Source organism: Streptomyces sp. NPDC087263 (assembly GCF_044744645.1).
Lineage (GTDB): Bacteria > Actinomycetota > Actinomycetes > Streptomycetales > Streptomycetaceae > Streptomyces.
Window position 1 is genome coordinate 268,707 of record NZ_JBIUYT010000007.1, and the last position, 12,423, is coordinate 281,129.

Sequence of the window (12,423 nt, forward strand, 5' to 3'; positions counted from 1 at the left end):
GAGGGCGGATCGGGAGGGCGGCAAACCGCTCTCCCGGTCCGCTGTCCCGGTCCGGACGGGTTCGGTCAGAGGTGGGGGAAGATCTCGGTGTACCCGACGCCGGTCACCGGCGAGCCGCCGATGTTGCCGCTCACGGATACGGAGCCTTCCCAGTAGGCGAGGCCCTGGGTGGACAGGAGGTCGACCTCCTGATTGACCAGGTTCGGTGTGACGGTCAAGCTCCCGCCCGGCACGGTCACCTGCCATCCCGAGCTGTACGTGATGCCCGACGTGGGACTGGTCCATGAGCCCGTGGCCGTGTCACTGAGCTTGGCCGGGTCCAGGTTCGTGGTCCTGCCGAAGGAGTCGACCTGCGTGCCGATGGTCTCGACGATCGCTCCGTCCCGGTCGCGGATGAAGTACAGCATGTACTGCTTCCCGTTGGTCAGCTGGACGCTGAACCAGTCCCAGCCGGCGCCGGTTTCGAAGTCGAACGCACCCCACTGGTGGTCCGACCACGACAGCCCGGTGACCTTCACCGGAACGCCGTGGTCGACGATCGTCCCGCTGGCGAGCAGGGACGTCCATGAGTAGTACTTCGACGTGCCAAGAGGCCCGTACGGGATGGTGCCGCTGTCGCCGTGCAAGGCGGCCGGCTTCGTGGTCTGGAGCTGGAGGTCCAGCGCGTAGTCGGGCAGGGCGGCGTGCAGCTTGCTCTTGCCGGATCCTCCGCTCATCGTCCATTCGCCGGTGTGCAGCGAGAAGGTGCCGGGCGTACTGGGGACCGGATAGGAGTCCTGCCGGCCGTCGTACTGGAACGTGCCCCGGGTGAGATCGGTGATGGCGAAGTGCCCGAAGTACACGGGCACCGGCGCCAGTTCGAGGAACTGGAAGACCACCTGCTCGAATCCGTAGCAGTGCACGCGTCCGGCCGGGTCCACGCCCGAGAGATGCCCGACGTAGTACCACCACTCGTCCGGATCCTGGTGGGGAGCCTCGTCCTTGGGGGTCTGGACGCTGCTCACTCGGTCCGGCGTCGCGGTGGACGATGCGGACGCCTGGCCCGGCGCGGTCGAGCTCGTGCAGGTGCTCGCGGTTCCAGTGCTGTCGGTCGCGGCCTGCACCGGCCCGGTCGCGGTGACCTGCAAGGCCAGAGCGACCACCGCACAGACCGCGAGCCACGGTGTAGCAAGACGAGCACGTACTCCCATGGGTTGCCACCCTCCGGAATCGGATACAGTGAACCCGGAGCGGGAACACTGTTGCCATGGACATTAAGAGTGGCCCAAGACCCGGTCAACCCCTCGCGCACGCCCAACTGGAAGTGGAAAATCCACCCCACTGAGAAGTGGTAAAAGGGGTTTGCGGGCGACCGCGTCGGCCTCGGGGACCACGATCAGGACCAGACACATGTCCCGCCATGGGTACATTGTTCCTGTGACAGGAACACAAGCGCATGAGACGGGCGATGACTGGCAGGACCTGAGGGCCCCGGGCTCGCCGGCCTGGTGGGCTGCCCGCCAGGGCAGGGAGGAGCCGTCCCGACGCCCGCCCATCACGCTGGACCGCATCGTCGCCGGTGCCCTCGCGTTCATCGACCGCGAGGGACTGGCCGCACTGAGCATGCGGAACCTGGCAGCCGAACTACAGACGGGCACGACCACGCTCTACCGGTATGTCGCCGGCAAGGACGAGGTGCTGGTGCTGGTCGCCGACGCGGTGCTGGGCGAGGCACAGCTCCTCCGCCCGGTGGACGGACTGGGGTGGCGCGGGGTCCTGGAGGAACTGGCCCGCTCCATGCGGAGGGTGCTGAGCGCGCACCCGAGCGTCGCCACCCTGCTCGCCACCGCGATCCCGGTCGGCCCGAATTCGCTGCGCGCCAGGGAACTGGCCCTCGGCGTCCTGCGCGAGCGCGGCTTCGACCAGGCTCTGGCGGCCGACGTCTACACCGCGCTGGCCCATCAGGTGTTCGCCTCGGTCCTACAGGAATCGACCAACGACTTCCGCACCGGGGGCCTGGGGGCTTCGAAGAGCCTGACGCTGCGCGACTTCTACCGCTCGTTGCCCGCCGAGCAGTTCCCGCAACTGGTGGAACTCGCCGACGCGCTGACATCACGTACCGGCACGGAGGAGTTCGAGTTCGGACTTCAGTGCTTCCTGGACGGCGTCGAGCTGCGGCTTCGGCGGGCCGCCGAACCGGAGAACTGAGCGCCACCACCGAACGGTTCATCGCTCGTCCTTGTCCGAGGCGTCGGGATGCGCCGAGAGCGTCAGGACGCGCCGAGATAGAGACGTCCGACCTCGGGGCTGTCGAGGAGCTGGTCGGCGGGAGCGGACAGTCTGATGACACCGGCCTCCAGGACGGCTCCGTTCTGGGCGACGGCCAGCCCGGAACGCGCGTTCTGCTCGACGAGCAGGATGGTCCGCCCGTCGCGGCGGAGCTCGTCGAGGATCCCGAAGATCAACCTGCGTGCCCGCGGTTCCAGGCCGATCGACGGCTCGTCGAAGCAGAGAACGGGAGGGTCGAGCATCATGCTCCGGGCGATCTCCACGGTCTTCTGCTCACCGCCGGACAGCGAGCCGGCCAGATCGTGACGGCGTCGGGCGACGATCGGGAAACGCTGCGCGATCTCGCTGGCCCGCCGAGCGACGGCGTCGCGGTCGTGGTTGATGTACGCGCCCATGAGGACGTTGTCCCAGACCGACATGGCCGGAAAGAGGCTGCGTTCCTGGGGCACGTGGGCGACGCCGTGACCGAGCATGGCAGAGGGCGAGCAGCCGGTGACCTTCCGCCCGGCGAGCATGACGTGACCGGCTCGCGGGGCGAGCAGGCCGCTGATGACCCGCAGGACCGTCGACTTGCCGGAGCCGTTCGGCCCGATGAGGCAGGTGATCCGGCCCGCGGGCACGTCGAGGTCGAGACCGCGCAGGATGTCACCCTGGCCATAGCCGGCGACGATGCCGTGCAGCTCCAGCCCTGCGTCCATGGGTCAGTCTCCTAGGTAGGCGTCAAGGACACGGGGGTCGTTCTGGACCTTCTCCGGGGTCGCACATGCGAGGAGGCGGCCGCGGTCCAGCACGATGACGGGATCGCACAGCCGCATCACGAAGCGCATCTCGTGCTCCACGATCAGGAAGGTGACGCCCTGGGCGTGCCGTCGGCGAATGTGCCGCTCCATCGCCTCGACCATGACCGGGTTGACCCCGGCGGTGGGTTCGTCGAGCAGGACGAGGAGCGGCTCGGCCATGAGCACGCCCGCGAACTCGAGCAGTTTGCGTTGTCCGTACGACAACTGTGCGGCGGGCCGGTCGGCATGGGCCGCCAATCCGAACTCGTCGAGCAGCTCCTCGGCACGCAGCCGGTCCGGGCCGGGCACGCGGCGGCGGAGCAGGGCGTGCCAGGGCTGGCTGCGGCTGAGCACGATGTTCTCCAGCACCGAAAGGCCGGGAAAGACCCGCGCCTGCTGGAAGGTGCGGGCGAGGCCGAGCCGCTGAAGACGGCACGGGTCGGGACGGCGAATAGCTCGCCCGCGAAAGGTCAGTCGGCCCGACTCGGCACGCTGGTAGCCGGTGATCACGTTGAACGCCGTTGTCTTTCCGGAGCCGTTGGGTCCGATGAGGGCGCTCACCGACCCTTCGGCGACCTCGAAGCCGCACTCGTCGAGGGCTCGGATTCCTCCGAACGACTTGGTGAGCCCTTCCACCTTGAGCAGCGTGCTCATCCTTGTCCTCCTCGGGTCGAGACGGGGCCCACCGTGGCCCGGTCACGCCGTGCGTGAGCGCGGTACGCCGCTCGGAGCCGCCGCAGGTGCCGGGTGGCCGAGGGGACGATCCCGTCCGGGAGGAGGTAGATGACCAGGAGGAACAGGGCTGCGTACGCGATGAGGTAGAGCTGGCTCGCCCCGTAGCGGTAGGCGAAGTACTGCTGGGCGGGGACGATCAGAGCAGCGCCGACGACCGGGCCCCACAAGGTGCGCCGCCCACCGAGGAACGCCATGAGGACGGCGCCGAGCGAGAGCAACGGATCGAAGGCGAAGGGCGGATACACGTAGGTGATGTAGTACGCCCACACCGCCCCGAAGCCCGCGGTGAGGCCGGCGCTCAGCGCGAAGGCGACCATCTTGACCAGCTCGGTCTGTACGCCGAGCCCTCGGGCGCGGTCTTCGTCGTCGCGTACGGCATTGAGCGCGAGCCCCAGCTTGCTGGTCCGCACCACCCAGCAGACGGCCACGGTCAGGGCGAGCAGGGCGGCCATCGCGTAGTAGAAGGGCCGCTCGAAGGTGGCCACGTCGAACGGCGCGAACGGCACGGGCAGGCCTTCGGAACCCTTCGTCAGACCGCGGACGTTGTAGACCAGCGTCGCGACCATGAACATCACCGTGATGCTCAGCACCGCGAAGGCGGCGGCCCGCGTCCGCAGCAGCAGCCGCGCGATGGGCAGTACCGCCAGGGCGGTGGCGACGACGATCGGGAGGACGAGGAGAAAGGGGCGGTAGCCGCTGCCGACGCCGAGATGCGGGGCGGTGATGGCCATCGCATAGGCGCCGATGCCGAAGAAGGCACCGTGGCCGAGGGCGGGGTAGCCGGCGTAACCACCCAGCAGGTTCCAGGCACAGGCGAGACCCGCGTACATCACCGTGAACACGAGCAGACTGACCTGCCAGTGCCCGGCGAAGACCAGGGGGAGCACGGCGAGGAACACGACGAACGCTGTCGCGCGTGCGGCGCCGGCCGGTTGGATCCGCGGTTCGGTGCTGCGCCGAGCCATCAGGCCGCCCCTCGTAGTCGCTGCCCGAACAAGCCCTGCGGTCGGAAGGTGAGGACGGCGAAGAGGACGACGAGGAAGGAGAAGGAGGACCAGTCCGGTGAGATGTTGACGGCCACGACCGATTCGATGACGCCGAGGATGACCGCGGCCACGATGGTTCCCGGGAAGCTCGCCATTCCGCCGAGCACGCCGATGGCCAGGAGCTTGTTCAACAGGTCGAGTTGACTGTTGCCGCTGAAGGGAATGACCATGCCGAACACGGCTCCGGCTGCCCCCGCCGCGGCCACTCCCAGGCCCATCGCGATGGCCGAGACCCGTTCCACGTCCACGCCGAGCAACCGTGCGGCGTCCGGATTCTGGGTGGTGGCCCGCAGTGCCCGGCCGAACTTGGTGTGCTGGCGGATCAGGTGCAGTGCGCCCAGGACCGCCACCGCGAGGAGGAAGGCGAAGAACCGCACCGCCGGGACCTGGTAGCCGAGGACGGTCCAGGAGTCGTTCGCGTACGAGGTCGCGATCACCCGGGTGTCGGTCTTGTAGAAGAAGTCCAGCACCCCCTGTATCCCGATGCCCAACGCGAAGAGAACGAGCAGGGAGAGTTCGGCGCCGGATCTGCTGAGCCGCCGCAGCAGGACGATGTGGATGGCGCCGCCGAAGACGAACATGGCCGGCACGAGCACCAGGACCGAGAGGAAGGGGTCGAGGCCGAAGTCCTGGAAGAGCGTGTAGCTGAGGTAGGAGCACATGATCGCGAAGATCGCCTGGGCGAAGTTCACGGTGCGGGTGACTCCGAAGATCATCGCCTGACCGCCGGCGAGCAGCGCGTAGACGCCGCCGATCAGGATTCCCACAATGACGGCCTGTACGAAGAGATGCACGACTCACCCGCCCCAGGAGGGCTTGGCGATCGGGTCGGCGAGGGCCTCGTCCGTCGGGTACACCGGCGTGAGCCGGCCGTCGATCCACTGCACGACGATGTTCTGGCCCTGGGGAGCGCCGTACGCGTCCCAGCGGAGGTCGCCCACCAAGGTGGGCCAGGTGCCCTCGTGGAGGGCCGCGATGATGGTCTTGTTGTCGACCTTGTTCTCTCGCTCCGCCACCAGTTCGAGGAGCTGTCCGCAGGCGAACGCCTCGGCCGCGGCGGAGTCGATGTCCTCCGCCTTGCCTCCGTGCTTCTCCGTGTAGGCCTTGATGAAGTCGGGGGTGCCGACCGTCTTGGCGGTCGGGAACCAGTCGCCGGTGCTGAAGATCCCCTCCGCGTTGGCCGCGCCGATCTTCGAGGGGAAGGACGGAGAGTTCGGGCCGCCGGTGAAGAACAGGTATTTCGGTGTCCAGCCGGACTGGACCATGCCCTTGACCTCGGCGACGGCGTCGGGGCCGCCGGTCCCCGAGACGATGAGCTCGGGCTTCTCCTCGACGAGCCTGGTCACGACGGGGCTCAGGTCGACGGTTTCGGCGGAATAGGTCTTGGAGTACACCGTCTTGACACCGGCGCGCTCCAGTCGTTCGCGGATCCGCGCGACGATCGGCGAGGTGAACGGGTTGTCGGCCGTCGGGTAGGCACCTGTCTTGGGCCGTCGGTCCGCGGGCAGCGAGAGAATGTACTCGGCGAAGGCATCGCCGGAGTTCACGATCGGCGCGGGCTGGACGAAGAACAGGTTGCGCATTTTCAGGTCGAATACCTGAGGAGCCCCACCTGACGGTTCGATAAACGCGTAGTCGAAACGTTTCGCGACTCCCGCCGCCGGGATGGTGAGCAGGCTGGAGAAGGGGCCGAACACCAAATCGACGCGATCACGGGTGATCAGGTTCTGGTAGTTGGTGACCGCCTGATTCGGGTTCGACGCATCATCGACGATCTTCAGGCTGACCTTCCGTCCGAGCAGGCCCCCCTTCTCGTTGACCGTGTCGGCCCACAACTCGTAGCCCTTCTTCGCCGGTTCGGCCAGCTCGGCGAAGTCACCCGACAGCGACAGCGACGCCCCGATGACCAACGGCGTGGAGTTGTCCGAACCCTCCCCCTCCGGGGTTGAGTTCGAGCAGGCACACACCATCAACAATGCCGCCGTCAAGCACGCCGACAGGGCTCGACCAGGCCTTTTCACCGTTCTCGCCATGCTCTGCCCGCCATCTTCCAGGTACACCCCTCCCGGAATGGGAACAGTGTTGCCGTGAAGTTACTGCTGTACCCAAACTCGGTCAAGGTTCTCAACAGCCCTTGAAAGGAAGGGTGGTCGGCGGACCCTGGCTCACGTCGGCCACGAGCGGACGGCACTGACGGGTGCGGTCGTCACACTCCGCCGCACGGGGTCGGCAACCGAGACGGCCGCAGGGAACGGGGAGCGCCGGCCCGCCTTCGGCGGTGAATTCCCCTTGCGTTCCTGGGAGTCTCCTTTGAGTTTGCTGAGAATCCCGCACGGCCTCTTGATGCCCTGGAGCTCCCTAGTAGGTTTCTATGGTCCCGTTATCCGGTCCAGATCGACCCACCCGACGGAGGAATATGGCCATGACGCGATTAATCCTTGGCGAAGGCTGGCCCGGACGTCTGTATCAGCGGTCGCCAGGGCCGTTTCCCGGCGAGCGATCGCGCGATATCGCCCAGTTCGGCCTCGCGCCGTTGTCCGGGGCCCGTGGCGCCGCTCCCAGGATCTTCACCATCGGCACGCCCGGTCACAACAATTCGCCTACGCTGTAGGGATGTTCGGTGGTCGACGAAGGTACGTGGCGCGGAGACGCAGTTCTCGTGGAAGGCGTGGACGAGCAGCCTCGTCCGGCGCGGTTCCGGAGGCTGAGCTCGCATTCCGACTTCTGGCGATTACACCTCACCCAAAGATATGCGCTCAGTTCTGCCGAGCAAATCCCGGGCCGCGGAATCACCATTTCCCATGCGGAGATATTGGCAGCGACAGGCGGCCCCACGTCACTCGGCCATGAGGCTTGCTCAGTCCGTTACTGAATCCATTGCTCAGCTCATGACCAAGCCCATTACCAGTCCGTTCCGAATAAGGAGCACGATGTCCTCCCGCGACTCCAATCGACCTGACGACGCCGCGTCCCAGGACCCCAGACCTGGCCGCGTGTGGACGCGCCGGACCCTGTTCCGGGGAACCACCGCCGCCGCCGGGCTGGCCACCGTCGGGGGCGCCCCCGCCTACGCGGCGTCGACCAGCACCGAGGTCTCCGGCGCCGAGGCGGCTCCGGCAGGCGTCACGCTCAAGGTCTTGGTCAACACGCCGCATCTCGCCACGTACAACAACGTCCTGGCCCCCCGTTGGGAGCAGCAGACCGGTGGCAAGCTGGTGGCGACGGCGGTCCCGTACGACCAGTTGATCGCCATGCAGATAGAGGACGCGCAGAGCGGGACCGGCGAGTACGACATCTTCGACTACTTCTATTACGGGCTGGGTTCGCTGGTGGAGGCCGAGGCTCTGGTCGACATCACCGGCTGGATCGCCCAGCACAAGGAACTCAAGACCCGCGACTACCTGCCGTCCATCTACGACCCCTACACCCTCTACGAGGGCCGGCGCTACGGCCTGCCGTTCGACGGCTGCCAGCACCTCGTCTACTACAACACCGAGCTCCTGGACCGGTACGACCTCCAGCCGCCGACGACCTGGGACGAGTACGACGCCGCGGCGAAGAAGATCACCCAGGGCGGCGGTGGCGAGTACTACGGAGCCGCCGTGCAGGCCCAGCCGTCCGCGCTGCTCCTGGGCTGCGCCTTCATCAACCGGCTCGTCGGGTACGGAGGCAGCCTCGTCAGCCCCTCAGGCAGGCCGACCCTCACCACCGACGCCGCGCTGGCCGCCGTCCAGCACCTGATCGACATCAATCAGTACGCGCTGCCCTCACCGCTCACCACCGGATTCTCCACCGCGAACAACGCCTATCTCGCCGGCCAGGTCGCGATGATCGAGACCTGGTCGGGTATGGCCCAGCGTGCCGCCGACCCCGCCCTTTCGAAGATCTCCGACAAGTGGAGCGCGGTCGCCATCCCGGTGGGCGGGAGCAACACGACGCACCGTACGCCGCTCAACAACGGCTATGGGCTCGGCGTCTCGACCGCTTCCAAGCACCAGGCCGAGGCCTTGGCGTTCGCGGCGTGGGCGACGAGCCCTGAAGAGGTGCTCGTACAGGCGACCACGCCGAACAGCGCCATCGACCCCAACCGCACCAGCGTCCTGTACGACCCCTCCTACGCGGCGGCCACTCCGACCGCCTTCGAGCTCATCCGCGACGGCCTGGACGTCCACGCGCCCGTTGCCTGGCCCAAGGACGCCGCCGCTCCGCAGAACCTCCAGCTGCTGTGCGACCAACTCGCCCTGGCCATCTCGGGCGAGCAGACGGCCCGGACGGCTCTGCGGAACGCGCAGGCCTCCTGGGAATGGTGAGCTGAGCGTCGGCCGTCCGACGTGAGAGGGGTCTTCACCGGCGTCAGCCCGTGAAGACCCCTCAGTCGTGTGCCGGTTCGGTCAGCCGACGCCGATGCCGAACAGGTGCGTGTTCACGCTCTTCGGCAGCGTGACCGACGCGATCCGCTTGCCCTCGGGTGCCACGAAGGGCTTGGTGGCGAAGACGTACGCAGGACCGGCATGGCCCGGGTTGCGGTACTCGGTCTTGGCCACCACGGTGTTGTCGAAGACGGGTTGGGAACCGCCACCGGGGTACACCCAGTCGCCGAACGACAGGTCGGTCTGCTCCGTACTGCCGTCGGTGAAGGTGACCGTGGCCGTCGTCCGCACGTCTCCGTAGATCGCCGCGCCCACGAACACCAGCCGTTGTGCGTCCGCGAGGTCGACGGTCTGACCGTCCGCGTAGAGGTGGTCGGGGCGGCCGGCCGGGGAGTCCGGCCAGGTGAGGGTGGTGCCCGAAATCTCCACCTGGGCACCGGGGTTCAGGCCGGCGGCGGCCAGCGCCTGGCGGGAGTAACTGCCGCCGGAGCGGTCGAAGTCGCCCTGCGAGGTGTCGGTGTCGCTGGAGACGGCGGTGGCGTTGTAGGCGGCGGGGAAGCTCCCCTCGGCGGCGACCTGGACGTAGACGGTCTGCTTGACCGCCGGGCCGGTGCCGCCGCGCACGGTCACCGGGATCTCGTAGAACCCGTCGGCCGTGGCCGGCCCCGCGGTGGCGGTGAATTCGACGCTGCCGGAGCCGCTGCTCCTGTCGAGCGTCAGCGTCTTCCTCTCCGCGCTCAGGCTCACTCCGTCCGGTGCCTCGGCGGTCACGGTGAGCTTGCGCTCCTTCCCGCTCAGCCGCTGCCCGTCCACGGTGAAAGTCCCGGACTCGCCGGGCGCGACGGTGACCTGGTTGGGCGAGGCGCTCGCGAGGAAGGGCTCCTCGCCCTGCCGGTACGACGGCGGCGCGGCCTTCGCGGAGGTCGCCCAGGTGGTGTCCTTGGTGTCGCCCAGCTTGAAGTCCAGCCTGGCGCCCTTGCTCACCACGTTCTGCGGCAGATAAGTGCGTTCCCAGTCGGAGCCGTTGAGCTTGAGGTCGTGAACGTACTGGGTGTCCGCGGACGCCCCCGGCGCGCGCAGGTCGAGGGTGTGCCTGCCGGGCAGATCGAGCACCGCGCGCTCGAACAGCGGGCTGTGCACGGTGAGATCGGAGGTGCCGGGCGTCGCGGGATACAGGCCCAGGGCGGCCCACACGTACCAGGCCGACTGCGCGCCCAGGTCGTCGTTGCCGGGCTCGCCGTCCGGCGTGGGTCCGAAGAGCGTGGTGGCGACCTTGCGGACCGTCTCCTGCGTCTTCCACGGCTCGCCGAGGTAGTTGTACGCCCACGGCACGGCGAAGTTGGGCTCGTTGCCGGCCCACATGTAGGGCTCGTTGGGGCCGACGTTGAGCTTGGTCAGGAAGGTGTCGAGCCGGTCGGCCGCCACCTCACGGCCGCCCATGGCGGTGGTCAGACCGGCCATGTTCTGCGGTACGAGCCAGTTGTACTGGGCGGCGTTGCCCTCGTCGAAGCCGCTCTGTCCGATCCCGGAGGTCGGGGCCTGGAAGGCGGGGCCGTCGGGGAAGAGCCCCTCCTCGGTGCGCGGCTGGAGGTAGTCGGTCGACGCGTTGAAGATGTTCTGCCAGTTCTGGCCGCGCCGGGTGAACTCGGCGGCGGTGTCGTCCTCGCCCACGGCCTCGGCGAGCTGCGCGATGGCGAAGTCGTCGATCGACCACTCCAGGGTGATGGAGGCACCGACGCGCTGATGGTCGCCGCGCGCGGAGTCGTTGTTGGGCAGGTAGCCGAGGTCGACGTAACTCTCGATGCCAGGGCGCTCCTTGTACGCGCCGGGCGTCTCGTCCACCGTCGTCGCACCCTTGACGAGGTACTTCAACGCCGTTTCCACGTCGAAGTCACGTGCCCCGTAGGCGTACAACGCGGCCACCAGCGGCACGGAGTTGTCTCCGGTCATCTGGCTGGTGGACTGGTTGGCCATCGGCCAGCGGGGCCACCAGCCGCTCTGTTCGGCGTCGTTGACGAGCGACTGCGCCATGTCGCTCGCCTCCTCGGGAAAGAGCATGGCCTGGAGCGGGGCCAGCGAGCGGTAGGTGTCCCAGTCGGAGAAGTTCGCGTACTGCGTGCGGCCCTTGGGCAGCGTGCGGATCCGGTCGTCGAAGCCGATGTAGCGGCCGTCGACGTCGTTGAAGGTGTTCGGGTGCATCAGCGAGTGGTAGAGCGAGGTGTAGAAGGTCTTGAGCTCACCCTCGTCCCGGCCGGCCACCCGCACCTTGCGCAGCGTGTCGGTCCACTGGTCGCGGGTCTGCTGCGCGACCGCGCCGAGGTCCCAACCGGGTATCTCCGCCGCCATGTTGGCCTGCGCCCCGGCCACGCTCACGTAGCTCATCGCCACCTTCGCCTGTACGGTGCGGTCCTCACCGGTCGCCGTGTCGAAGGTCAGATAGGCGCCGGCCCGCTTCGCGTCCACCGTGTCGCTGCCCGGCTGGACCGTCGAACCGTCCCAGGTGCCGTGCGCGGTGAACGGCTGGTCGAAGGTGATCGAGTAGTACAGCGTGTACGTGTTGGACTTGCCGCAGAAGTGCCCGGTCGTGGCGGAGCCCGTGACCTGGTTGTCGCCGACGATCCTCATGTCGGCCGCGTCGTTCCCACCGAGGCTCGCGCCGCCCTTGACCAGCACCTGGGCGGCGTCCGTGGCCGGGAAGGTGAAGGAGGCGAGCCCGGTCCGGGTCGTCGCGGTCAACTCGGCACGTACGTCGGAGTCCTGCAGCGTCACCGCGTAGTAGCCGGGCTCCGCCTCCTCGGCGTCGTGCGCGTACTTCTCGGTGCGGTCCCAGGGCGCGGAGCCGACGTCGCCCACCACGGGCAGGATCGGCACATCGCCGAAGGCGCTGCATCCGACGGAGGCGTGATCGAGGCTGAAGCCGCGGATCCGGTCGTTGTGGTACTGGTACCCGGCATAGCTGTTCTGGGTGTCGGGCGAGAACTGCATCATGCCGAACGGCGCTGCGGGACCGGGGAAGTTGTTGATCTCGCCGAAGGAACTGCCGCTCAGGCCGGTGCCGATGAACGGATCGACATAGTCGGCGGGGTCGTCGACCAGAGCGGCTGCCCCGGCGATTGTCGACAACGTTGTCGGCGCGGCCTCGGCGGCAGTGGCGAGGCTCACGAACAGTGCCGTCGCGGCGGCAACGGCACTGAGGGGGTGGCGGATTCTTCGACGTCTCACGGG

The 12,423-nt window shown here is 68.0% G+C and carries 9 protein-coding genes; 2 read left to right on the top strand and 7 right to left on the bottom strand.

Annotation, left to right across the window (positions count from 1 at the left end):
• Positions 1–65: 65 nt before the first annotated feature.
• A complete protein-coding gene (locus ACIPC1_RS23850; RefSeq protein WP_402520087.1) occupies positions 66–1,190 on the bottom strand; it encodes a lipocalin family protein in 1,125 nt (374 codons plus the stop codon).
• A gap of 226 nt (positions 1,191–1,416) precedes the next feature.
• Between ACIPC1_RS23850 and ACIPC1_RS23855 the strand changes: the two genes are divergently transcribed.
• Positions 1,417–2,187, top strand: a complete 771-nt coding sequence (locus ACIPC1_RS23855; protein ID WP_402520089.1) for a TetR/AcrR family transcriptional regulator C-terminal domain-containing protein — start codon at positions 1,417–1,419, stop codon at positions 2,185–2,187.
• Between the two features lie 62 nt (positions 2,188–2,249).
• Here the strand turns inward: ACIPC1_RS23855 and ACIPC1_RS23860 are convergent, their stop codons facing one another.
• The 5 genes from ACIPC1_RS23860 to ACIPC1_RS23880 are packed head-to-tail and all read right to left on the bottom strand — an operon-like array spanning position 2,250 to position 6,738.
• Positions 2,250–2,966 (bottom strand): ABC transporter ATP-binding protein, encoded by a 717-nt coding sequence (locus tag ACIPC1_RS23860; protein WP_402520091.1) that lies wholly within the window; start codon positions 2,964–2,966, stop codon positions 2,250–2,252.
• A 3-nt stretch (positions 2,967–2,969) separates the two neighbouring features.
• Positions 2,970–3,701 carry an ABC transporter ATP-binding protein gene (locus tag ACIPC1_RS23865; protein WP_402520093.1) on the bottom strand — a complete coding sequence of 244 codons (732 nt, stop codon included), beginning with the start codon at positions 3,699–3,701 and terminating at the stop codon, positions 2,970–2,972.
• Entirely contained in the window at positions 3,698–4,747 is a 1,050-nt protein-coding gene (locus ACIPC1_RS23870) for a branched-chain amino acid ABC transporter permease (protein ID WP_402520095.1), read from the bottom strand. The genes ACIPC1_RS23865 and ACIPC1_RS23870 overlap by 4 nt, the downstream gene beginning before the upstream one ends.
• Entirely contained in the window at positions 4,747–5,622 is an 876-nt protein-coding gene (locus ACIPC1_RS23875) for a branched-chain amino acid ABC transporter permease (RefSeq protein WP_402520097.1), read from the bottom strand. The genes ACIPC1_RS23870 and ACIPC1_RS23875 overlap by 1 nt, the downstream gene beginning before the upstream one ends.
• 3 nt (positions 5,623–5,625) lie before the next feature.
• Positions 5,626–6,738 (bottom strand): amino acid ABC transporter substrate-binding protein, encoded by a 1,113-nt coding sequence (locus ACIPC1_RS23880; RefSeq protein ID WP_402520099.1) that lies wholly within the window; start codon positions 6,736–6,738, stop codon positions 5,626–5,628.
• A gap of 1,020 nt (positions 6,739–7,758) precedes the next feature.
• On the opposite strand from ACIPC1_RS23880, the gene ACIPC1_RS23885 reads away from it, so the two are divergent.
• Positions 7,759–9,138: an extracellular solute-binding protein gene (locus ACIPC1_RS23885; protein WP_402520101.1), complete on the top strand. Its 1,380-nt coding sequence runs from the start codon at positions 7,759–7,761 to the stop codon at positions 9,136–9,138.
• Between the two features lie 81 nt (positions 9,139–9,219).
• Here the strand turns inward: ACIPC1_RS23885 and ACIPC1_RS23890 are convergent, their stop codons facing one another.
• A complete protein-coding gene (locus ACIPC1_RS23890; protein WP_402520103.1) occupies positions 9,220–12,420 on the bottom strand; it encodes a GH92 family glycosyl hydrolase in 3,201 nt (1,066 codons plus the stop codon).
• Positions 12,421–12,423: the final 3 nt, after the last annotated feature.